Below are 22529 nucleotides of genomic sequence, written 5' to 3' on the forward strand. Positions count from 1 at the left end.
TTCTCATAAGTGTAATCAAAATATTAAAGAAATGTAAAACACAACATTGAGCAAAAAGTGATCTAAGTAGAGTTAAAATTCTAAAGTTGAGAGTTGGGTGATGATTTCATAAGCAAGTTAGCAAGTTTATTACCGTGAAGAATCCAAATCTTGTGGTTCGCTATCGACACTAATTCTCGTTTGTGGGTAAACTCAGAGTAATGAAATGTGCAAGGCAATTGCCTCATCAGCACAATTTGCTAAGCGAGAGGCTCAACCTCACTGTTTTGGCCGAAATAATAAAGAGAACGTCTTATGTACCAAGATCTGATTAGAAGTGAATTAAACGAAGCTGCTGAAGTTCTGAACAAGTTTTTAAGTGATGATCACAACATCGCGCAAATCGAAGCAGCAGCGAAAATGATTGCTGATTCTTTCAAGCAAGACGGTAAAGTTCTGTCGTGTGGTAACGGTGGTTCGCACTGCGACTCAATGCATTTTGCAGAAGAGCTAACAGGTCGCTACCGTGAAAACCGTCCAGGTTATGCTGGCATCGCTATTTCAGATCCAAGCCACCTTTCTTGCGTAAGTAACGACTTTGGCTATGACTTTGTCTTCTCACGTTATGTAGAAGCAGTGGGTCGCAAAGGTGATGTTCTGTTCGGTCTATCGACTTCTGGTAACTCAGGTAACATCTTAAAAGCGATTGAAGCAGCCCAAGCAAAAGGCATGAAGACGATTGCGCTAACGGGTAAAGATGGCGGTAAGATGGCCGGTCTTGCAGACATCGAGATCCGCGTACCGCATTTCGGTTATGCAGACCGTATCCAAGAAGTACACATCAAGATCATTCACATCATTATTCAATTGATCGAAAAAGAGATGGAATAAGATTTACAACTAAGCTGAATGATGGCTTAGTTGTGTTTTAAGGTAAGGAGTTCGTTAAACCATGTGTGAATTGCTCGGCATGAGCGCAAATGTTCCAACCGATATTTGTTTCAGTTTTACTGGATTGATGCAGCGCGGTGGTCGTACTGGTCCGCATCGTGATGGTTGGGGAATCACTTTTTATGAAGGAAAGGGATTCCGCACTTTCAAAGATCCAAACCCAAGTTGTGACTCAAAGATTGCTGAATTAGTGCAAAACTACCCGATAAAAAGTCGCGCAGTAGTGAGTCATATTCGTCAAGCTAACCGAGGTGGTGTGAATCTGGAAAACACCCATCCGTTTACGCGTGAGCTTTGGGGGCGTTACTGGACTTTTGCACACAATGGTCAGCTGACCGATTACCAAGATTTGTACACAGGGCGTCACCGTCCGGTAGGGCAAACTGACAGTGAAATGGCATTTTGCTGGCTATTAAAGCAGATGGAAGATAAGTATCCTGAGCCTCCTCAGGATATGGAAGCGGTCTTTATCTATGTCGCTGAATGTTGCGACAAGCTAAAAGAGAAAGGCGTGTTCAACATGCTGCTCAGCGACGGTGAGTTTGTGATGACTTACTGTACCAACCATTTGTATTGGATTACCCGTCGAGCTCCATTTGGCAAGGCTGCTCTGTTGGATGAAGATGTAGAAATCAACTTCCAAGAAGAGACGACACCAAATGATGTGGTTTCTGTGATTGCAACTCAGCCGCTTACTGGCAATGAAACATGGCATCGTATGAAGCCGGGCGAGTACGGTTTGTTTCACGTTGGGGAATTGGTATTGAACAATGCCAAAGCTCTGGAAGATGTTCCATTTGCTGCACCGAAGCCAGGTAACCAAGCGCCAACTGAGCCGCTGGAGTGATGGTTTTTTGCGATGAATATCTAAATAAAGCTCGCTTAATCGCGAGCTTTATTTTTATGCGTCTTAAACCGAAGGCGGGTACAGATGAGCATTCTTACTTCCTAGCGTATTGATAATAGATTCCTAGTCTCGCTAAGGCTCGCTGGAATGACGTAAATGATTGAAGTGAAATTGATTTTTCTTTGCCTGCAGCGTCATTCTGAACGACGAGGAACGAGTCAGATTCAGAATCTACTATCCGAGTGTTGTATTGCTAAGGTGGTGTCAGGGACTTTTTAGGTTGTTAGTTTTGGTTTCTAGTTTGACAACGGCTTCATTGAGCCAAGCTTATAAGATTTAAAATAACAAAAGGCAGCCTGATGGCTGCCTTTTTGCGTTTGGAATTTGGTATTCAGAATTACTCGTCAGCGTAGCCGTGTTCACCAAGCTCAAAACCATCAAGAAATGCTTTGCCATCTTTCATGGTTAAGCGCTCTTCTACTAACCACTTAGTCACCATTGGGTAGATCTTGTGCTCTTGAGTTTGAACGCGAGCGGCTAGAGTATCGGCATCGTCGTCTTCAAATACTGGCACTTTTGCTTGCAATACCACAGGTCCGCCGTCTAATTCTTCTGTCACAAAGTGAACACTGGTGCCGTGTTCTTTGTCGCCTGCATCAATCGCGCGCTGGTGGGTGTGTAACCCCGGGTACTTTGGCAGAAGAGAGGGGTGGATGTTGATCATCTTGCCCAGATAGTGGGAAACAAACGCGCTGCTCAAAATACGCATGTAGCCTGCGAGCACAATGACGTCTGGTTGGTACTCATCGATTTGCTGCATCAGTTCAGCATCAAAGTCTTCGCGTGAATCAAATGCTTTTGGATCGACAAAATGGTCGTTCACATCAAACTGCTTTGCACGTTCTAAACCATAAGCGTCAGCTTTGTTGGAGAATACGGCTGCGACTTGTGCATTTGGCATGTTGTCTTCGCAAGCTTCCAAGATAGCTTGCAGGTTACTGCCGTTACCTGAAATGAGGACCACTATGTTTTTCATGATATTGAGACTGCCTTGATACTGTAGGTTTGACGTGCGTAATTGCTAAATTACCTACTATTAGAATGGTTTTCGATGTTCCAGATAGCAGAATGAGGACTATATCCCCAAATGACTTCATTAGGCTGGATTCAGAGCTTTGTCACCAATTCTAATTCAAGGAAAACAACGCAGTGGAATAGTAAGCTCTTTCCAAGTTGTTTGACGATGAAATCGTATTGGTGACATGCTCCCGAAGGGCGAGCTGTATTGGCTTGTATACTTTGTTAACGATTTTTGATTTAGAACCACTAGATCTTCAAATCGTTGTCGCGCCTACAAACCAATTCATTCTCGCTGAACCAGCATTTAGAAGTTATTTGGGGATAACATCCCCATTCTTTTTATTTTTTGAGCTTGATTCGCAAGTTATTGGATTTCAACTTGCTCTTCATTGGCTTCTGCTTGAGCAATTTCACCAATCACCCATGCGTTTTCGCCTTCTTCTTTAAGAAGTGCAACTGCTGCGTCCGCTTGGTCTTTTGGTAGTGCAACGACTAGACCAACACCACAGTTGAACGTACGGTACATCTCGTGTGTTTCAACGTTGCCTTTCTCTTGTAACCATTTGAAGATGATTGGCCATTCCCAACTGTTACCATCGATAACGGCTTTGGTTCCTTCAGGCAGTACGCGTGGAATGTTTTCCCAGAAACCACCACCAGTGATGTGAGAGATCGCGTGGATATCGTGTTTCTCAATCATCTTAAGTGCTGATTTGATGTAAATCTTAGTTGGTTCTAGAAGGTGTTCGCCAATAGTGCGACCTGCTAGCTCTTCGTTCTTATCTGCGCCAGAAACTTCTAGAATCTTACGGATAAGCGAGTAACCGTTCGAATGTGGACCGCTAGAGCCAACTGCGATAAGTGCATCACCAGCGGCTACTTTAGTACCATCAATCACATCTTCTTTTTCCACTACGCCAACACAGAAGCCTGCAACGTCGTAGTCTTCGCCTTCGTACATGCCTGGCATTTCAGCGGTTTCACCACCGATAAGTGCACAGCCTGCTTGAACACAGCCATCAGCGATACCAGAAACTACGTCTGCCGCTGTGTCTACATCCAGTTTGCCTGTCGCGTAGTAATCTAGGAAGAATAATGGCTCTGCACCTTGAACGATTAGATCGTTTACACACATTGCCACTAGGTCAACGCCAATAGTGTCGTGCTTGTTCATATCCAGCGCTAGGCGAAGTTTTGTACCAACACCGTCAGTACCAGAAACCAGTACAGGCTGTTTGTATTTAGTTGGTAGTTCACACAATGCGCCAAAACCGCCGATACCACCCATCACTTCAGGGCGACGAGTACGCTTAACCGCACCTTTAATACGATCTACAAGCGCGTTGCCTGCATCAATATCTACACCAGCGTCTTTATAGCTAAGAGAAGAGTTGTTACCACTCACAGGGAAGTCCTCGGTTTTTAAGTTGGATATGAAAACGGCGCTATTCTACCAGTGGTTAAATACAGATAGCAAACGTTTGCGTCGGTTTTTTTCTTTAGTGATCTATCCTGATATCCCTGCAAAAATCATGTATAATCTGAAGGTTTGTTTAAATATTGCCAATAAAGCCGGAGATGGAAATGAAAGTTGTTGAAGTTAAACACCCTCTAGTAAAACATAAAATCGGTCTAATGCGAGAAGGTGACATCAGCACGAAGCGTTTTCGTGAGTTAGCGACAGAAGTCGGTAGCCTACTTACTTACGAAGCGACTGCAGACTTTGAAACAGAGAAAGTAACCATTGAAGGTTGGAATGGTCCTGTAGAAGTTGACCAAATCAAGGGTAAAAAAGTAACAGTAGTGCCAATCTTGCGTGCAGGTCTAGGCATGATGGATGGTGTTCTAGAGCACATGCCAAGCGCGCGTATCAGTGTTGTTGGTATCTACCGCGATGAAGAAACACTAGAGCCAGTACCATACTTTAACAAGCTTGCTTCTAACATCGATGAGCGTATTGCTCTAGTTGTTGACCCAATGCTTGCAACAGGTGGTTCTATGATCGCGACTATCGACCTTCTAAAAGAGAAAGGTTGTCAGGCAATCAAAGTACTTGTTCTTGTCGCTGCTCCTGAAGGTATCGAAGCGCTAGAAAAAGCTCACCCAGACGTTGAGCTATACACAGCTGCAATCGATGAGAAGCTAAACGACAAAGGTTACATCGTTCCTGGTCTAGGTGACGCTGGTGACAAGATCTTCGGTACTAAATAAGCGTTATTGCTTTTACTGAATTGAATAAATAAAGGCTTGGTGAAAACCAAGCCTTTTTTGTCTCTGCTATGTGGAAGCTAGAAGTTAGATATGAAAGTGATAACCGCGCGACTCAAATCAATTAAGCCGCACGATAAATTACTTCGCGTTGTCTTCTTCCATCTGTGCATTATCCACCACGTGGTTTTCACCAAGATCGTGTGGTAGCACAAGGTTAAGAATGATAGCCACGATACCACACAGGCTCACACCTTGTAGGCTGAACTCGCCAATACCGAAAGCCATGCCACCGATACCAAATACCAGTGTTACTGCGACGATCACTAGGTTACGTGATTTGTGCAGGTCCACATTGTTTTTGATGAGCGTGTTTAGACCGACGGTTGCGATAGAACCGAACAATAGGATCATGATGCCACCCATAACCGGAACAGGGATCGTTTGTAGAATGGCTCCGAGCTTACCCACTAAGGCAAGTACGATTGCCGTGATCGCCGCCCATGTCATGATCACAGGGTTAAAGGCTTTAGTCAGCATCACTGCGCCCGTTACTTCGCTGTAAGTTGTATTTGGTGGAGCACCAACCATAGAAGCCGCAATTGTTGCCACCCCGTCACCCGCAATCGTGCGGTGAAGACCAGGTTTCTTGAGGTAGTTTTTACCCGTTACGTTTGAGATAGCCAGCATGTCTCCTACGTGCTCTACCGCTGGTGCAATCGCAACTGGGATCATGAATAAGATAGCGTTGATGTTAAACTCTGGCGCTGTGAAGTTTGGCATGGCTAGCCAAGCTGCTTGAGCTACTGGAGTGAAATCAACCACACCATAGAAAAGCGAAACAGAGTAACCCGCTAAGATACCGCCGACGATAGGCACCAGTTTTAGGAAGCCTTTCGCGAATACACTCAGTGCGATGGTCGTTAGCAATGACACTGCTGAAATGATAACTGCAGCATCACCATTTACGAGTTGGATGGCACCGTCACCGGTTTTACCTACCGCCATGTTTACTGCTGTTGGTGCCAAACCAAGACCAATGACCATAATCACCGGACCTACCACAACTGGTGGTAAAATTTTATGGATGAAGCCGACACCACGCACTTTGATCATCGCACCAAGCGCGACATAAACCAAACCCGCCGCCATTAAGCCGCCCATAGTCGCACCGATACCCCAAGTTTGGATACCGAACATAATAGGAGCAATAAACGCAAAAGAAGAGGCAAGGAAGATAGGAACGGAACGTTTAGTTATTAGTTGGAAAAGAAGAGTACCGACACCAGCACCAAACAGAGCAACGTTTGGGTCAAGGCCAGTAAGAAGTGGTACTAATACGAGAGCACCAAAAGCGACAAAGAGCATCTGAGCGCCTTGTAACGCGTTTTTCATAATAATTCCCTATTTCAAAGATACGCAGACAAATCCGGCGAATCTTATCATCTGGCAATCGATTGCAATGTTGCCTAGATCAAACTTTTGTGTGGATTTATAAGGTCGACGAATGTTTAGTTTCACTTACGTGTTTTAACTTGGTCAGAATACAGACAATTCACTCAGTACTCTTCTTGCTCACGGTTTGATAGTTGCTTATCATGCGGGTTCTTGTTCAGAGGATTATGAAAACTATGCGCTATTTAGCTCTCTTATTGATAGGTTGGTTGTCTCTGCCAGTTTATGCATTAACTCAGGTAGATATCTATCGTGCCGAAGTGGCGATCGACGGTGAGCAAAAAGACGGCGAAGAGCTCGCTCGTCAACAAGGTATGCAAGATGTGATTGTGCGTGCGACAGGTAGCCAATCTTCCCTTAGCAACCCGGTAATAAAGAAAGCAGTGGGTTCAAGTTCTCGCTACATTTCTCAGCTTGGTTATGGTCAGCTTGATGGTCAAAGCAGTTTAAAGATGCTGTTTAATAGTGGTCAGATTCGTTCACTACTGACTCAAGCGCAATTACCATTATGGTCTCCAAACCGTGCCAACATCTTAGTTTGGATGGTAGAAGAGCAGGGCTATGATCGTACGATCACTTGGGAGCATTCAGACTCAACCAGTGCTGCTGCACTGCGCGCTGCGGCTGAATCTCGAGGCCTACCAGTCACTATGCCTGTGGGGGACTTTGATGATGTTACGGGTGTGAACGTGTCTGATTTGTGGGGGGGCTTTGTAGACCCAATCAGCCAAGCGAGTCAGCGTTACCCTGTTGATGCTGTGCTAGTGGTGCGTGTGCAAGGCGATAAAATTCGCTGGACGCTATATGACCAATCACCAGCGCAACTTGCTCAGTCGCAACAGTCACCTCGCAGTGGCTCAGCGTCTGGTGCAAATGCAATCTCCGCCATGATGGGTGGTATCGCCGACTACTACGCGAAGAAGAGTGCTGTTGTGGTATCAAGCAAATCATCTGAAGCGATTGATGTGAAGGTATTAGATGTCGCATCAGCGGTGGACTTCTTTAATCTTGAGAACTCATTGACGAAGCTAAACTCAGTTGCGGGTACTGAAATCAAACGAATTCAAGGCAATCAAGTGACGTTAACGATTCACTTGTTGGCATCTCAACAAGCGTTTGAACAAGAAGCGTCTTCTATCCGTTCACTTGAGATTACCGAAGACCCGCTTGAGAATGTAGAGCCGTCAGCACCAGCCCAGCTTCCTGAGGAAGTTGCTCAACCAGCACAATTGCCAGCGGAAACAACAGAAGATCAAACCGCTCAAGTCGTTGAGCTCGATACGGCAACGGAAACAAATGTGGCAACTGAGCCGGCATCAATCACACCTGCTGTTGCACTACAACCAGCGCCAAAGCAGTACGATCTGATCTACAAATGGAATGCTCCAGTTCGCACGAAAGCCGAGCCAGTAGAACAAGATTCTGAAATCGCGCCAGTATTGGAAACGGATGTGGTTGAAAACCTAAGTTAAGGTTTATTCAAAACAAAAAAGAGTCGCTTAGTGCGACTCTTTTTTTTAGTGGTTCTATGGCTGGAGATGTGATGAAGCTGGTTCAGCTTGAAGCGCCATGTCCCTGTAATTGTTTCGCTTCTATTTATTGAACTTCGCTTTTTCTTCTTTTTCGACTTGAGATAAGCGTTTTAACTTCAGACCCAACTCTTTACCACGTGCTCGGGCAAACAAAATGTTACCTGCAAAGCCGAGTGAGGTAAGGAGCAACTCTATTGCGGCCAACCAACGCTCACCATCGTCAACATACAAAATCGTCAACGCATGCAAGAAATACAGCATTAGAACGAAGTTTGCCCAAGCGTGTGTGTAGGGTTTGCCCGCTAAAATACCAGGAAGTGGCAACAATAGAGGAATACACCAAGCAATCGCCAATGTAGTGCTGCTTAGATGTGGGTGAGGGGACAACGCCAGTTGCCAAATCGCAACCCAAGCCAATAACGCCAAATTACCAAACAGCGCCATGTAGCGATAGGTTTGAGTGCGTGTGCTAAGAGGTGGTTGGTCAATAATGTCAGACATCGATTTACTTATCCTTGAGCTTACTGACTTCCTTTGAGCTTTTTCGCTGTGGTTGCCAGTCGTTTTCCTAATTGTTGTGCGAGACGAATCTCTTCTGCCGTGAGACTTGGCTCTTGTCCTACACTGCTTGCTCCATAGGGTGTGCCTCCTGATTGCGTGGTGTGCAGTTCTGGCTCTGAATAAGGGATTCCTAATACCATCATGCCGTGATGCAATAATGGGGTCATCATGCTTTGTAGCGTGGTTTCTTGACCGCCATGCATGGAAGACGAAGAGGTAAACACACAAGCTGGCTTATCGATAAGGTCGCCATTCACCCACAAAGGTGTGGTTTGATCCCAAAAGTGCTTGAGCGGCGCTGCCATGTTGCCAAACCAAACTGGGCTGCCAAACGCGAGACCATCGCACTGCTTCAACTCATCTAGAGTAGCAATTGGATCAGAAGGGGTATGTGAGTGAGGTGACAATTCTTCAACTGTACGTAAAATCGCTTCGCAATGAGGAGTCGACTCGACTCCTCTTGCTATTTGTCTTGCCAGTTGTTTTGTCGAGCCATGACGGCTGAAATACAAAATGAGGATCTGGCAATCCATTTACAGAATTTCCAAAACTTGTTCTGGTGGGCGACCGATTTTTGCTTTCCCATTTGCAACTACTACTGGGCGTTCAAACAGTTTCGGGTTTTGTGCCATCGCTTCGAACAGTTGCTCATCACTGACAGAGGCTTCTCCCAGTGCCAGCTCTTTGTAGATGTCTTCTTTGGTACGCATCATTTCGCGTACGGAAGAGAAACCAAGTTGAGCATAAAGCACTTTCAGTTGTTCAACATTAAGCGGTGTATCAAGGTATTTAACCACTTCCGGTGTTACGCCATTTTGCTCAAGCAGTTCAAGTGTTTGACGGCTCTTTGAGCAGCGAGGGTTGTGATAAATCACGACTGACATGGTTTTCTCCATTTCGTTATTGTAATGCCATGAATCGATCTCTTTGGATCATCAGTTGGTCGATACGAGCGTCATATCGAGCTTGTTGTAAGCTACCTAACTTAGCAATTTTACTTGCTTCACTATAATACTGGATGGCTTTGTTCCAGTTGGCTCGCAATGCCAAAATTTCGGCACGTGCGGCGAGTTCTTCATCACTTTTACCCAGCGCATGACTGCCTTGTGAAAGCAGGTGCCAGCCATTCGTGTCTTCTGGGTTATCGTGTGTGTAGCGCTGCAGAATACGCACCGCTTCTTGGTCCTTTTTCGCCTCAAGTAATGCGTTTGCATAGTTGATGGTCAGGACTTTGTTTTGTGGGTTGCGTTTGAGCGCGCTACTCAACATATCCACTGCTTTTTGTGGTTGCTTTTGAGCAATATAAAGATCGGTCATTGCATCCAGATAAAACGGGTTACCTGGGTCTTGCTGAAGGAGCTTTTTCAATAAAGGTTCCGCTTCACTCAAACGCTTGTTGTCGAGGTGTACCAAGGCTCGACCATAATCAAATGATGGCACAATATCGGGTGAGGCTTTCTTTTGAGTTCGGTCAAACCAACTCATTGCTGCTTGACCATCAATTCCGGCATAACGTGCGACAATGCGAGCTCGGGTTAAATGGTAATCAATAGAAGGCATCACCCGCATTGGTGGGTAAGCACGAGCACGAGCACGACTGTCTGTAATACGATCTTCAGGCAACGGGTGAGTGAGCAACATTGGTGGCGGCTTGCTCGCGTATCGATATTCATCCGCTAGGCGACCAAAAAAGCGTGGCATCGCTTGTGCATCAAAGCCCGCTTTTGCCAGTGTCGCGATACCAAAGCGGTCTGCTTCTTTCTCGTTGGAGCGAGTGTAGTTGATTTGGCTTTGCATATTGCCAGCGGTTGCTGCCGTCACCGCTGCCATACCAGCTTCAGGAGAGGCTATCGCAAGCAGAAGAGCGCCAGCAAGTGCTGCCATGGTTGCTGGTGAACGACGAGCTTGTTCTTCCATGCTTCGTGCAAGGTGGCGCTGAGTAACGTGCGCGATTTCGTGAGCAACAACGGAGGCTAACTCACTTTCAGTGCGGGCATGGAGAAAGAGACCTGAGTGCAGGGCAACGTAGCCGCCAAAAAAAGCGAAGGCGTTGATGTTGCGATCTCGGATCATGAAAAAGTGGAATGGGGTTTTTACGTCATTGGCATTCGCGACCAAACGGTGACCCAGTGAGTCGATGTACTCGTTAATAACAGGGTCATTGACGATAGGTTTGCTGGCTCTAAGCATACGCATATAGGCGTCACCATAAATCAACTCTTGATCTATCGTTAGAGTGCCTCCGGCTGCCGTACCAATATCTGGGAGGTCGGGACTATTGGCATAAACTGGCGTTGGTGTACTCAATGCAGCAGCAAGGCATAAACAAACTAGCGAGCGAGTGCGTTTTAACATACGGTTTAAAGATTCTCCAAAATACCGAGTGTGTGCTTGAGGGGCGAAATCCATTCAACATCAGCACAGACTTTATGGTCATCCTTGTGGGATGAATATGCTAGCAATAAGACCGAAGATAAACGAATTGGTTTCGTAAATTGTCAATCTAAAAGTCCTGCGCGTCTACTCTTAAATCATGTGAGAAATGCTAGCACCAGCTCAAAAAGCCGTTACAATACAACCCTATCACAAGTGCAGAGCAATACAATGGAATCCATATTACTTGATTTGCGTAAGGAACGCTGCCCTATGGCACTGTTACTTGCCAAGCGTCACGCTGCTGAGGTGTTTCAGGAAGAAACACAACAAGATCATCAGCTTGTTATTCAAGTGGTGGATAAAAGCTCTAAGCACGATATCGTGAAGTATTTGCGTAACCAAGGCTACACAGTGGATTGCCAAGCTTCTCCTGAACACTTCACTTTGACCGTATTCAATAAGGAATCTTCGTACGATGCTTGAAATGGTAAGTCGTTGGTATAAGCGACGCTTTTCAGACCCACATGCAGTGAGCCTCGTGGCGATACTGCTGTTCGGCTTTATTACAATTTACTTTTTCGGGCATTTGATTGCGCCATTGTTGGTGGCGATTGTTCTTGCATATTTACTTGAATGGCCAGTAACGCAGATGTGCCGTTTGGGTATCCCACGTACGTTTTCTGTCATCACTGTCATACTGATTTTTATTGGCTTAATGTTGATCGCGGTATTTGGTTTAGTGCCGACCATTTGGACTCAGGTGGGCAACTTAATCAACGATATTCCGAACATGTATGCTGGACTACAAAAGTTCATTGCAACCTTGCCACAACGTTACCCTGAGCTGGCGAACCTAGAAATTGTTGAAACCGTGGTGACTAACGCGAAGAACCAAGCGATTGGCTTAGGTGAGAGCGTCGTAAAAGGCTCACTGGCTTCTCTAGTGAGTTTAGCAACGCTAGCGGTTTACTTGATTCTTGTTCCATTATTGGTGTTCTTCTTACTAAAAGACAAAGATGAGATGCTCAGCATGGCAAGTGGCATCTTACCGAAGAACCGTAAGCTGGCGAACAAAGTATGGCACGAGATGAACGAACAAATCTCGAACTATATTCGTGGTAAGGTGCTGGAAATCTTGATCGTGGGTGGCGTGAGTTACGTGACTTTTGCGATTCTTGACCTGCGCTACTCTGCATTGCTTGCTGTAGCGGTGGGTTTGTCAGTGCTTATCCCGTACATCGGTGCGGCTGCGGTGACGGTTCCGGTCGCGATTGTCGGCTTGTTCCAATGGGGCTTAACGCCTCAGTTCTATTGGTTACTTGTTGCCTACGGCATTATTCAGGCGCTAGACGGTAATGTGTTGGTTCCGGTACTGTTCTCTGAAGCGGTTAACCTTCACCCAGTAGCGATCATTGTTGCCGTGTTGGTATTTGGTGGTTTGTGGGGCTTCTGGGGGGTCTTCTTCGCTATCCCATTGGCGACGCTTGTAAAAGCAGTATGGAACGCGCTACCAAGTACGGAAGAAAGCGAACCAATACAAGAATAGAAATTGAATCCAATAAAAAGCCCAGCGATCGCTGGGCTTTTTGATGTTTGATTGAAAACTAGGTTTACGCGTTTTCTTTCAAGTAGTTCACAACCACTTCATGGTGATCTTTGGTTTTGAACTTGTTGAACACGTGTTCGATAACACCTTCCTCATTGATCAAGAAGCTGATGCGGTGAAGACCATCGTAGACTTTACCCATAAACTTCTTCTCGCCCCAAACACCGAACTGGTCAGCAATAGCATGGTCTTCGTCAGAAAGTAGCGTGAAGTTTAGCTCGTCGCGTTCAATGAACTTACCTAGACGTTTTACTGGATCGATACTCACCCCCAATACCACAACGTTATGTGCGTCTAGTTCTGCTTTTACATCACGCAGACCTTTTGCTTGAGTCGTACAACCTGGTGTCATCGCTTTTGGGTAGAAGTAAAACAGTACTTTCTTACCTTTGAAGTCACCGAGAGAAACGGTGTTGCCATCTTGGTCGAGCAAAGAGAAGGCTGGCGCTGGCGTGCCTGCTGTCAGCGTATTCATCATTATTTCCTTTACTTATAGATTATTTTTAATGAAATTCAGAGAACCTTGCACGTTGAGCGTGTTACAAAGTTCATCGAAATCTTCTTGTAATTGCATCAAGTTACAATCTGCACTTACTGAAGCGGTGATTGCAATGTGGAATTGGTCGGCATCCAGCTGGATCTTTGATTTACTGATTGTTTGCGCACTAAGTGATTGTAGGCCAATCTGTTTATCGGCAAAGAATTGCGTAAACTTCTCGGTTAAACCGATGCGGTCTTCTGATTCAATAAACACTTCCATGGTGTAACTGTTATCGAGCAACTCATGGGCTGATGTGCGTTTCATGATGGTGATGAGGTCGTGTTCTTGCCCAAGAAGTGGCAATTGTGTTTCGACACGAGTGACATTACTGGCGTTACCAGTAAGCAGCATGATAAGGGTAAATTCGTTACCAAAGATAGCGATACGGCTATCGACAATGTTACAGCCAGCTTGTGTGACGAGCTTAACCACTTGGTTACATATGCCCGGACGATCCGTTCCAACCGCTGTAAGTACCAGATGTTGCTTCATAAATGAGCTTCTTGTCCTTTCTTCAATAGAGAGATGTTAGCACAGATATGGAGTAGAAATGTCGAGTCAGTTCTTTTTTTAAACTTGTTAAAACGCTTTGTTGATTTAGTGAACAGTTTGCTGATTGCGTGCACTATTAATTCACTCAACGCTGACTTGAGCTTCTCGGCGAGAGAGTATATTCCGCGCCTAATTGAAAGCGGTGAGAAATCCTTGCTGCAACGAACACGATTATCAGAATGGCTAGGATTGAGAACAAAATTCACATTTTAGTTGCTAGACCTCTAACAACTGATAATTATTCATTCATTTGTACTTTGTAAGCGAGTTTACGCTCTTGTGTTTTTCAATCGCATTACAGTACCATGCAGAAAGAGTTAAATGAGGGAGATAAACATGTTTTCAGGAAGTATCGTAGCGCTGATTACACCACTAAAAGCAGATGGTGAAGTAGACTTTGATAGTCTACAAAAGCTTGTTGAGTACCATGTTGAAGCTGGTACAGACGGTATTGTTGCAGTTGGCACCACTGGTGAGTCAGCGACTCTAACCATTGAAGAGCATGTAAAGGTCGTAAATAAAACCGTTGAATTCGCAAACGGTCGTATCCCAGTGATTGCTGGTACGGGAGCAAATGCAACCCACGAAGCAGTTACATTTAGCAAATTATTGGCTGATTCTGGTATTGCTGGCTTCCTGAGTGTAACGCCTTACTACAACAAACCAACTCAAGAAGGTTTGTTCCAACACTACAAAGCAATCGCAGAAGCGAGTGATGTACCTCTAATTTTGTACAATGTACCGGGTCGCACTGCGGTAGATATGTCGCCTGAGACAGTGGCACGCCTATCAAAGCTTGATAATATCGTGGCATTGAAGGATGCGACGGGTGATTTAAGCCGAATTGCACTTCACCGTGAACTTTGTGGCGAAGATTTTATCTTACTAAGTGGTGATGATGCGACGGGTCTAGAATTTGTTAAACTAGGCGGTCACGGCGTTATCTCAGTAACGAACAATATCGCGGCTAAAGACATGGCAGACATGTTCCATTTGGCAGGTGAAGGTAAATTTGAAGAAGCAGAAGCGATCAACGATCGTCTGATGACTCTGCATAAAAACCTATTCGTTGAATCAAGCCCGATCCCAGTGAAATGGGCAGCACATAAGCTTGGTTTGATTGAAGAGGGTGAGCTGCGTCTTCCTTTAACCCCACTTTCTGAAAAATCGCAGCCAGTTGTGGAACAAGCGCTAACAGACGCCGGTATTTACTAGGATTGAAGTTCATGCTGAGGGTGGTAAAGCCCTCAGTGTTTTAGGAGTATAAATGAAGCTTTCAAGCCAGTTAGTGTTAAGCTCACTAGCTGTATTCGTATTGACTGCCTGTTCAGGTGGTGCCAATCAGCGTCGTCAAGCAAAGGACGACTTCGAGTATTTGAACACGCCTGCTCTTGAAGAGTGGAGTGTACCGGCAGGTGCTCAACCTCAGTTTTACCCGAACTACCGTATTCCTGAAGGAAACTACGCTGGTGGTATTGGTAAAGATGTTGATATTCGTCCGCCTCAGCAAGTATTGGAATTGATCCCTGGTGCTCGCCTAGATCGCAGTAGCGACGGTGAAGTAACACTATGGCTGCTTCGTAAGGATGAACTGGATAAAGTTTGGAAGACCGTTCAAGAGATGGTTGCAGAGAACAAGATCCCAGTTGAAAGCCAAACGGATAACCGCATCGAAACAGGTTGGGTGACTTGGAACTCTCCTGATGAAGAGATGGAAATCGGCAGCCGCTACGAGATTACTCGCGGTGAGATGAATGGTCGTCATGGCTTCAAGGTAAGCTTGATTGACTGGCGTGAAGGCAACCAAGTCAAAGAAGTGACACGTACCAACCGTGAGCGTTACAACGTGTTCATGACCAACTTGGTAACGGCACGCTACGACCAACACGTACGTGAAGAAGCGCAACGTAAAGCACAAGAGCTAGTGAAACACATCCCAATTACCATGGGTAAAGACCGCAGTGGTCTGCCAGTTATCATTGCTCGTGCACAATACAATGTCGTGTGGAACCGTCTGCCTGATATCATGCCGAAGATGGGCTTCAAGATTGAAGAGCGCAGTCAGTCGCAAGGTACAGTGACTGCGAAATACGCGTCACCGGATGATGCGTTCTGGAATGACATTGGTGTTAAGCCAATCGATCTAAACTCTGGTACTTACACCTTCTTGCTTGGTGATCTAGGTAACCGTACTTCTATCAACATTACTGATTCGTCTGGTAAGCCAGTAGAAGAAGAGTTCTTGAAATCACTTGCGCCAGTACTGGCTGCGGTTGTGAAAGACTAACTTCGCTACAAATAAGTAGATTTGAATAGTAAAAAAGGGACCGCAATGGTCCCTTTTTGATTGCTTACTTGATGTCAAATGTTGAAGAGTGCATCAAGTGCGAGAGATTAGCGATTTTCGTCTTTCTTCTCGCTTTCCTCTCCATAGCGTTCTTTGTCTAGTTCGTTCAGCTTATCTAAATCGTTTTTTCGACTTTTATCCATCTGACCAAACTTCATTTTTGCGGTGTACTTAAGCGCAGCAATGTTACCAACCACGATACTGAGCACTATGATGATAATGACCCAGGGGTTGGTGAGAATTTCGATCATAGAGCCTCCGGCGGCGTGATGTTGTGAATAAATTGGGTGATAACCTTATCCAAATTATTCAATATGACATCCATCCCTGCAATGCTGTCGATCTGATTTTGCTTAATTAACTGAGTTTTCAGCAACTCTGGTGTTAACAATGACAGGCATTGTTGCCCTACAGATTTGTGGCTGATGTGCCAAGGTTCGATGGCGACACCGCCTAAGTCTTGTTGATAAGGGAAAAAGAACCCAAAGCTATCGAGGTTATCGACTAACCATTGATAGAAAGCACGCTGATGACCTTCGAGATACTCCCATGGTTCCAATTGTAATTGTGTATCAGCGGGTAATAAGTTACGCGCATAAACATCAAAATCACACCCCCAATGATGGCGACTGCCTCCGGGTAAGGCGGACCAACGAAGAATCGCAGTGAGCTTTTCTTCGTCATTGAGTAGAGTTTTGTCGAGCGGTTGCGAATCGGAATCGAGGATCTTCAGTTCACCTGCAAACTTACCGTTCCAGATTGCTTTCTGACGGTTAAAGTCACGGAACCCACTGGCGATCTCCATCTTAAAGCCTGATTGTGTGGCGGCTTCAATCATGTTTAGTAAGTCGTCAGCCACTTCAGGGTGAAGCAGAAAGGCTTTTTGACCCACTAATGTGGATTGCAGATGGGAATCGGTCATTCCGGTAAGTTGCTCTGGCGTCATGGCACTCTCGTTAATTGTTGCATGTTTCGTTATGACACTATTGTGCGAGTAAGTGTTTCAACGTGTTTTGGTACATGTCCGTTAATTTCTCAAGGTCATCGACTTTTACACATTCGTTCACTTTGTGGATAGTCGCGTTCACCGGACCAAGCTCAACCACCTGACCGCCCATGCGTGCGATAAATCGACCATCAGACGTTCCGCCAGTGGTGAGCAACGCAGGCTTCGTGCTGTTGACTTCATCGACGGCAGCAACGACTGTGTCAAGCAATGCTCCAGTATCGGTGAGGAACGGGTCACCATTGAATGTCCATTTCAGATCGTAGTTTAAATCGTGTTTGTCGAGTGTTTGGGTCACGCGGTCAACAATGATTTCGTTGCTGAGTTCTGTGCTAAAGCGCAGGTTGAACTGTACGTTAAATTCGCCAGGAATCACATTCGATGCACCAGTACCAGCAGAGACATTCGGGATTTGGAAGCTTGTCGGTGGGAAGTAATCGTTGCCTTGGTCCCATTCTGTCGTAGCAAGTTCATGAATGGCTAATAGTGATTGATGAACCGGATTATTAGCAAGGTGAGGGTACGCCACGTGACCTTGTGTTCCTTTTACCGTTAAATCACCCGTGATTGAGCCACGACGACCATTCTTAACTACATCTCCCACAACTTCAGTGCTTGAAGGCTCACCAACGATGCACATGTCGATGTTCTCGTCACGAGCCATGAGCGTTTCAACGACGCGAACGGTGCCATTAATGAAAGGACCTTCCTCGTCTGAAGTGATCAAAAAGCCAATCGAACCTTTATGGTCTGGGTTTTCTGCAATAAAGCGTTCAACCGCGACCACCATACAAGCTAGAGAGCCTTTCATGTCTGCTGCGCCACGCCCGTGAAGGTAACCGTCGATAATGGTTGGTTCAAAAGGAGGTGTGTCCCATTGCTCCAATTTGCCTGCTGGCACGACATCTGTGTGTCCGGCGAAAGCAAACAGTGGTGCTTCTGTACCTCGGCGAGCCCAGAAGTTTGTTGTGTCTTCAAACACCATCACTTCGATTTCAAAACCAAGCGCTTTTAATCGCTCGATCATTACTTCCTGACAGCCTGCATCTTCAGGCGTTACGGACTGGCGGCTGATCAGGTCTTTAGCGAGTGCCAGTACTGGACTGTCTGTCATCCTTGATTGTTCCTTTAATTAAGAGTTAAAAATGGTCGCGTATTGGTCTGCTTTGAAACCAATATGAAGTTGGTCTTCAACTTTCAAGATTGGGCGCTTAATCATCGCTGGGTTTTCTACTAGCAGCGCGATTGCGTTTTCTTCGTTAAGAGAATCTTTTTGTTCTTGAGTCAGCTGTCGGAAAGTCGTGCCACGTTTATTCAGTACTTGTTCCCAACCCAGCGCGTTACAAAATTCAGTCACCATTGCCGCATCGATACCTTGTTTGCGGTAGTCGTGAAAATCAAAAGCAACGTTTTCCGCTTCTAGCCATTTCTTGGCTTTTTTAATCGTGTCGCAGTTTGGGATGCCGAACATGGTGATCGTCATATTATTTCCTTTTCTCTTTGTGCTTTACTTATCGGTTTGCGCTATGGAACGCCCGATTTTGCATTGTTTTTGGCTGTTCAAGCATCCTATCAAGAAGCAACCACTGTGACAAAATCATGCGGCGAATATTTCACAGGTCAGTGCTCTATTGGACCGTGCTCAGTCGTTCATTCCTCCACCAAACAGCGATAAGAATGATAAAAAACTTGGCTAAATAGCACGGAAAAGTCGAGTTATTGATCAAACGCAACATCTTGCTGAGCAAAAAAGAAATAATGAATCAGCACAATTTTAGGAGGTGTCAATGGAATTGAGTCCTGTTTTTGCAAGGCGGCTATATTTGGCCTTGTTGGTGGAAAACCTAGAAAGGCCAAATGTACCAAAATTGATCGAAAGAACGGGGTGGCCTCGTCGTACTATTCAAGATGTACTCAAGGCATTACCGGGGATCGGCATCGAACTCATCTTCGTTCAAGATGGTCGACGTCATAACGACGGCTATTACCAACTTTCGGATTGGGGACCTTTTGACAGTCAATGGGTTCTTGAGCGAGAGGGAGATATCGCTAGCAGTCTTGGATTTCGTGCATAAGCCAGCAATTGCTGGCTTTTTTTACGTCTGGGAAACGCTTATTGGCAGCGGTAGGCAGTACCAAGCACACTGAAGGAAGTTGCAAAGTCTTGTGGAGCGATCATGTAAACCGTATCGGCATTGAGCAATACTGCATTGTTTTTTAGGTCGACCATGGCTCCATGCATCATGGCGTCATTGGTGTAGAACAAGTAACTGTACCAGTGACCTTCGCTGCCAGTGACTTCACCTAAATACTCGCATTGATCCGGATTGAACTGGCTATCAAAGCGAATCTGAACGTCATCACTTGATGCCGTTGGTAGCGTTGATGGTGACGAACAACCCATCAAAGCCAATGCGATGCCTCCTATCATCACATAACGCTGCATATTATTTCCCCATCATGATGTAAGCCGCGAAACCAATCCAGCTCAGAACCAATAGTGCCCAAGGTAATACAGCTGGCTTGCTCGTTGGTGCTTCAATATTTGCTGATTCTTGTTCAACGACGTCATCACGTTGACGCTGTTTTTCTCTCTGTTGTTTCTTCTTCGCTTTGTCTGCTTGTCGATTGCGTTCTTTCTGCTGTTTTTTATACTGCGCGATGCCTTTCTCAATGCCCTGAGCAATCAGTTTGGTTTGCTCTTTCGTTTGACCGGGTTTTTGAGTGGACTTTGCAATCTTCATCGCTTCAGTTTGCGTTTCTTGGGAAGGAATGGGTGCTGCTGTGTTTTTCTTTTTCATGTTTCTTATCGACGTCGCTGTAAATCTAAACCTAGTTTACCTGCGTACGATGATGAAATGAACTTTAGTTCTCAGCTTTGCTAGGTTGCAACTCTGAAACGATCGGTTAAAGTGGCGTTTTTATGAAACGAAGAAGACGAGATTGTGCGTTACTCATTTGATCAATATGACGCTCATGGATTTTTAAAAGCGCCGATTATGTTATGGCTAGGATGGATGTTCCTAGCGCGCTCTTGGGTGGTGTTTGCCATGGCAGGAGTGAGTAGAGACAGCGGTAGCAAGATACTATCGATTGTGTACCCCGATTCTAATACGTTATACCTCGGACTATCGATGGGTATCCCAAGTCTATTATTGATGTGGTTAATGGGCTTGCGGCATCCAGAGCGAGGGTGGGTGAATCAAATTACCCAGCATGGTCGTGCCATGACTTTGATCTTGTGCGGTATTCAACTGGCTCAGACCATGTATCATGTCTACCTCGAACATGGTGTATTCAATTGGGCGAATGCGCTCACAATTACCTTGTTAACTTGGTTTATGATCTATCTTCTAAATGGAAGATGGGTAAAAGACTGCTTTAACGTGCCACAAGTTGAGCACAAAGAAGAACAGCCATCAAAAAATTAAAAACAATAATTCCCGCATGGGGCAATGTATAGAGGATATCTCAATGTCACAAGCTCAAACGGCGATTGTGCCTGAAGCAGGACCATTTGCACTTTACACTCAGTTAAAAGTGAACCAAAACCGTGAAAACGTACTGGCAAAACTAAAAGCGCTACCTGAGCTAGTAAATGAGCTCAATGCGAACCAACCAGGTGCTGATTTAACGATTTCTATCGCATTCACGAAATCTTTTTGGCAGCACCTAAACATGCAAATGCCAGAAGAGTTGATCGACTTCCCTGAGTTGGGGGAAGGTGACGTATTTGCGCCAGCAACAGACGTGGATGTCTTGATTCACTGTCACTCAACTCGTCACGATTTGCACTTCTATGTACTGCGTAAATTCTTAGTTGAAACTGCAGAAGATGTGACGGTAGTGGATGAAACTTACGGTTACCGTTACCTAGATGCTCGTGACATGACGGATTTCGTTGATGGCACAGAAAACCCGAAAGGTGATGCGCGTGCTGACGTTGCATTGATCAAAGACGGCGCTTTCGCTGGTGGTAGCTACGTGATGGTTCAACGCTTTGAGCACAACTTGCCTGCATGGAACCGTTTGAACGTATCTGCACAAGAGAAAGTCATTGGTCGTACTAAGCCAGATTCTATTGAGCTAGAAGACGTGCCAGCGGCTTCTCACGTAGGTCGTGTAGACATCAAAGAAGAAGGCAAAGGTCTTAAGATCGTTCGTCACAGCTTGCCGTACGGCACAGTAACTGGCGCACATGGTCTTCTGTTCATCTCTTACTGCAACACTATCCACAACATCAAAGTGATGCTAGAGAGCATGTACGGTGTTACCGATGGTAAGACTGACCAACTGCTTCGTTTCACCAAAGCAGTAACAGGTGCATATTTCTTCGCTCCTTCACAAGAAATGCTAGCGGAATTGGCGATTAAGTAATTCTTCGCCAACCCTCCAATGATTAAAAAGGCAGAGTGATCTGCCTTTTTTGTTTCCCCTCATTCTTGCCTGATAAGACTAACGGACCGTCAGTGGTCTTTTGCCATCAATAGCGCCTTTCTCTAGTTCGTAAAGTGGGCTAGTACTGTGACTGCTCCAGCGATGATCTTCGCGTGACTTCTTGCGATATTGCGTTGGCGTTACACCAATATAATTCTGAAAAGTCTCATAAAATCGGCTGCTAGAATTAAAACCTACCGTTAAAGCAATATCTAAAATTGTCCGGTCAGTATCACTCAACAGTGCTCTGGCGTGGTTAATCCGCATTGCCGTGATATATTGCTTGATGGTCATCTGCATGGTTCGTTGGAACACGTTCATCGCGTAGTTAGTGTGCAGCCCAATGTGCTCTGCTATGTCTTTTATCGTGACCGGCTGGTTATGATGGGTGGCAATGTATTCCAGCATTTGACTGACGTAAAACTGCGAGTGTTTGGAGACGCCTTTCTTGGTCGATTTTTCTTGTCGATTGATACTCAGTTGTTGCCAGCCATCTAAACACATTCTTTTTAACATCAAGCCAATTTCATCAATCGCTAATTGCTGGCGACTTTCCGAAGAGTGGTTTATTTCTTCTGCCCAGCGTGCTAACTCAAACTCACTGACTAATGAACTGGCGGTTGATTGCAGCACACAACCATGGGTGATCTGATTGACGAAGTCTCGATTTAGCGTCCAAGACATAAAGTGGTGAATCGGAATATTGATGATCCCCATATTATGACTTTTGCCCGGATTGGTGAGCCGATGAGGAACTGACGCCCAAAACAATCCTATCGATCCTGCTTTCACCACGACTGGACTGCCATTAATGATGTACTCGACATCATCACCAAAAGGAATGTTGACCTCTACTTGTCCGTGCCAGTGATAACCTGGCATAGAGTGGGGCGGTCTAAGCTCGATATCGATTTTTTCATAGGATGAGTACAGCGAAAGTGGGCTTACAGAAACCGTTTCGGAAGAATACTTATCTTGAATCACCACTTTCAATGTATCTAACTCTGCCTTGGACTCTACCTTCGCCATCGCCCACCTCTTAGGAAACTGT

The 22529-nt window shown here is 45.4% G+C and carries 27 protein-coding genes; 11 read left to right on the forward strand and 16 right to left on the reverse strand.

Going from position 1 to position 22529, the window contains the following annotated elements; translation table 11 throughout:
• Positions 1-294: 294 nt before the first annotated feature.
• Positions 295-870 carry a D-sedoheptulose 7-phosphate isomerase gene (lpcA, locus tag QMY49_RS02335; protein ID WP_005436835.1) on the forward strand — a complete coding sequence of 192 codons (576 nt, stop codon included), beginning with the start codon at positions 295-297 and terminating at the stop codon, positions 868-870.
• A gap of 61 nt (positions 871-931) precedes the next feature.
• Positions 932-1777, forward strand: coding sequence for a class II glutamine amidotransferase (locus tag QMY49_RS02340; protein ID WP_005445320.1), 846 nt, complete (start codon positions 932-934; stop codon positions 1775-1777).
• Between the two features lie 397 nt (positions 1778-2174).
• On the opposite strand, the gene purN is transcribed toward QMY49_RS02340, so the two are convergent.
• Complete coding sequence (purN, locus tag QMY49_RS02345) at positions 2175-2813, reverse strand: phosphoribosylglycinamide formyltransferase (RefSeq protein ID WP_005445321.1); 639 nt, start codon at positions 2811-2813, stop codon at positions 2175-2177.
• Between the two features lie 408 nt (positions 2814-3221).
• Positions 3222-4262, reverse strand: coding sequence for a phosphoribosylformylglycinamidine cyclo-ligase (purM, locus tag QMY49_RS02350; RefSeq protein WP_017189240.1), 1041 nt, complete (start codon positions 4260-4262; stop codon positions 3222-3224).
• A gap of 179 nt (positions 4263-4441) precedes the next feature.
• Between purM and upp the strand changes: the two genes are divergently transcribed.
• Positions 4442-5068, forward strand: a complete 627-nt coding sequence (upp, locus tag QMY49_RS02355) for a uracil phosphoribosyltransferase (protein WP_005445324.1) — start codon at positions 4442-4444, stop codon at positions 5066-5068.
• Positions 5069-5206: 138 nt separating this feature from the next.
• Here upp and QMY49_RS02360 read toward each other — a convergent pair whose 3' ends face one another.
• Positions 5207-6460, reverse strand: a complete 1254-nt coding sequence (locus QMY49_RS02360) for a uracil-xanthine permease family protein (protein WP_005433047.1) — start codon at positions 6458-6460, stop codon at positions 5207-5209.
• Positions 6461-6696: 236 nt separating this feature from the next.
• On the opposite strand from QMY49_RS02360, the gene QMY49_RS02365 reads away from it, so the two are divergent.
• Entirely contained in the window at positions 6697-7992 is a 1296-nt protein-coding gene (locus QMY49_RS02365; RefSeq protein WP_045488950.1) for a DUF2066 domain-containing protein, read from the forward strand.
• Between the two features lie 120 nt (positions 7993-8112).
• Here QMY49_RS02365 and QMY49_RS02370 read toward each other — a convergent pair whose 3' ends face one another.
• From QMY49_RS02370 to bepA, 4 genes are read right to left on the reverse strand one after another with little or no spacing between them, the layout of a single operon-like run.
• Positions 8113-8553: a DUF2069 domain-containing protein gene (locus QMY49_RS02370; protein ID WP_053050611.1), complete on the reverse strand. Its 441-nt coding sequence runs from the start codon at positions 8551-8553 to the stop codon at positions 8113-8115.
• 20 nt (positions 8554-8573) lie between these two features.
• Positions 8574-9146 carry an NAD(P)H:quinone oxidoreductase gene (gene wrbA, locus QMY49_RS02375; protein ID WP_005445329.1) on the reverse strand — a complete coding sequence of 191 codons (573 nt, stop codon included), beginning with the start codon at positions 9144-9146 and terminating at the stop codon, positions 8574-8576.
• Positions 9147-9497: an arsenate reductase (glutaredoxin) gene (gene arsC, locus QMY49_RS02380; RefSeq protein ID WP_283312658.1), complete on the reverse strand. Its 351-nt coding sequence runs from the start codon at positions 9495-9497 to the stop codon at positions 9147-9149. It abuts the gene before it with no gap.
• Between the two features lie 16 nt (positions 9498-9513).
• A complete protein-coding gene (gene bepA, locus QMY49_RS02385) occupies positions 9514-10968 on the reverse strand; it encodes a beta-barrel assembly-enhancing protease (RefSeq protein ID WP_005445335.1) in 1455 nt (484 codons plus the stop codon).
• Positions 10969-11217: 249 nt separating this feature from the next.
• On the opposite strand from bepA, the gene QMY49_RS02390 reads away from it, so the two are divergent.
• Together QMY49_RS02390 and QMY49_RS02395 are read left to right on the forward strand one after the other, a co-directional pair.
• A complete protein-coding gene (locus QMY49_RS02390) occupies positions 11218-11472 on the forward strand; it encodes a sulfurtransferase TusA family protein (protein ID WP_017189245.1) in 255 nt (84 codons plus the stop codon).
• Positions 11465-12535, forward strand: a complete 1071-nt coding sequence (locus tag QMY49_RS02395) for an AI-2E family transporter (protein WP_005445339.1) — start codon at positions 11465-11467, stop codon at positions 12533-12535. Before QMY49_RS02390 ends, QMY49_RS02395 begins: the two co-directional genes overlap by 8 nt.
• A gap of 64 nt (positions 12536-12599) precedes the next feature.
• Here QMY49_RS02395 and bcp read toward each other — a convergent pair whose 3' ends face one another.
• Together bcp and QMY49_RS02405 are read right to left on the reverse strand one after the other, a co-directional pair.
• The gene (bcp, locus tag QMY49_RS02400) at positions 12600-13070 is read right to left on the reverse strand and encodes a thioredoxin-dependent thiol peroxidase (protein WP_005445341.1); all 471 of its coding nucleotides are present in this window, start codon (positions 13068-13070) and stop codon (positions 12600-12602) included.
• A gap of 15 nt (positions 13071-13085) precedes the next feature.
• Positions 13086-13628 (reverse strand): glycine cleavage system transcriptional repressor, encoded by a 543-nt coding sequence (locus QMY49_RS02405; protein ID WP_005445342.1) that lies wholly within the window; start codon positions 13626-13628, stop codon positions 13086-13088.
• Positions 13629-14024: 396 nt separating this feature from the next.
• Here QMY49_RS02405 and dapA point away from each other — a divergent pair, with 396 nt between their 5' ends.
• Positions 14025-14903: a 4-hydroxy-tetrahydrodipicolinate synthase gene (gene dapA / locus QMY49_RS02410; protein WP_005445343.1), complete on the forward strand. Its 879-nt coding sequence runs from the start codon at positions 14025-14027 to the stop codon at positions 14901-14903.
• Positions 14904-14955: 52 nt separating this feature from the next.
• Positions 14956-15975, forward strand: a complete 1020-nt coding sequence (gene bamC / locus QMY49_RS02415) for an outer membrane protein assembly factor BamC (RefSeq protein ID WP_005445344.1) — start codon at positions 14956-14958, stop codon at positions 15973-15975.
• A gap of 107 nt (positions 15976-16082) precedes the next feature.
• Here the strand turns inward: bamC and QMY49_RS02420 are convergent, their stop codons facing one another.
• The 4 genes from QMY49_RS02420 to QMY49_RS02435 are packed head-to-tail and all read right to left on the reverse strand — an operon-like array spanning position 16083 to position 18524.
• The gene (locus QMY49_RS02420; protein ID WP_005445345.1) at positions 16083-16286 is read right to left on the reverse strand and encodes a DUF2897 family protein; all 204 of its coding nucleotides are present in this window, start codon (positions 16284-16286) and stop codon (positions 16083-16085) included.
• Positions 16283-16981, reverse strand: coding sequence for a M15 family metallopeptidase (locus QMY49_RS02425; protein ID WP_017189298.1), 699 nt, complete (start codon positions 16979-16981; stop codon positions 16283-16285). Before QMY49_RS02425 ends, QMY49_RS02420 begins: the two co-directional genes overlap by 4 nt.
• Positions 16982-17018: 37 nt before the next feature.
• Complete coding sequence (gene dapE, locus QMY49_RS02430) at positions 17019-18155, reverse strand: succinyl-diaminopimelate desuccinylase (RefSeq protein WP_283312664.1); 1137 nt, start codon at positions 18153-18155, stop codon at positions 17019-17021.
• 18 nt (positions 18156-18173) lie between these two features.
• Entirely contained in the window at positions 18174-18524 is a 351-nt protein-coding gene (locus QMY49_RS02435; protein ID WP_005436871.1) for an ArsC family reductase, read from the reverse strand.
• A gap of 304 nt (positions 18525-18828) precedes the next feature.
• On the opposite strand from QMY49_RS02435, the gene QMY49_RS02440 reads away from it, so the two are divergent.
• On the forward strand, positions 18829-19116 hold the full coding sequence (locus tag QMY49_RS02440) for a winged helix-turn-helix domain-containing protein (protein ID WP_005445349.1): 288 nt from the start codon (positions 18829-18831) through the stop codon (positions 19114-19116).
• 38 nt (positions 19117-19154) lie between these two features.
• Here the strand turns inward: QMY49_RS02440 and QMY49_RS02445 are convergent, their stop codons facing one another.
• Both QMY49_RS02445 and QMY49_RS02450 read right to left on the reverse strand, forming a co-directional pair.
• Entirely contained in the window at positions 19155-19487 is a 333-nt protein-coding gene (locus tag QMY49_RS02445) for a DUF4156 domain-containing protein (protein ID WP_005445350.1), read from the reverse strand.
• Between the two features lies 1 nt (position 19488).
• Complete coding sequence (locus tag QMY49_RS02450; protein ID WP_050924428.1) at positions 19489-19842, reverse strand: DUF2956 domain-containing protein; 354 nt, start codon at positions 19840-19842, stop codon at positions 19489-19491.
• A 144-nt stretch (positions 19843-19986) separates the two neighbouring features.
• Here QMY49_RS02450 and QMY49_RS02455 point away from each other — a divergent pair, with 144 nt between their 5' ends.
• Positions 19987-20472, forward strand: a complete 486-nt coding sequence (locus QMY49_RS02455; protein WP_005445352.1) for a DUF2919 domain-containing protein — start codon at positions 19987-19989, stop codon at positions 20470-20472.
• 43 nt (positions 20473-20515) lie between these two features.
• Entirely contained in the window at positions 20516-21418 is a 903-nt protein-coding gene (locus QMY49_RS02460; RefSeq protein WP_005445353.1) for a Dyp-type peroxidase, read from the forward strand.
• 78 nt (positions 21419-21496) lie between these two features.
• Here QMY49_RS02460 and melR read toward each other — a convergent pair whose 3' ends face one another.
• Positions 21497-22507 (reverse strand): transcriptional regulator MelR, encoded by a 1011-nt coding sequence (gene melR / locus QMY49_RS02465; protein WP_283312669.1) that lies wholly within the window; start codon positions 22505-22507, stop codon positions 21497-21499.
• Between the last annotated feature and the right edge of the window lie 22 nt (positions 22508-22529).

Source organism: Vibrio harveyi (genome assembly GCF_030060435.1).
GTDB classification, from domain to species: Bacteria; Pseudomonadota; Gammaproteobacteria; order Enterobacterales; family Vibrionaceae; genus Vibrio; species Vibrio harveyi.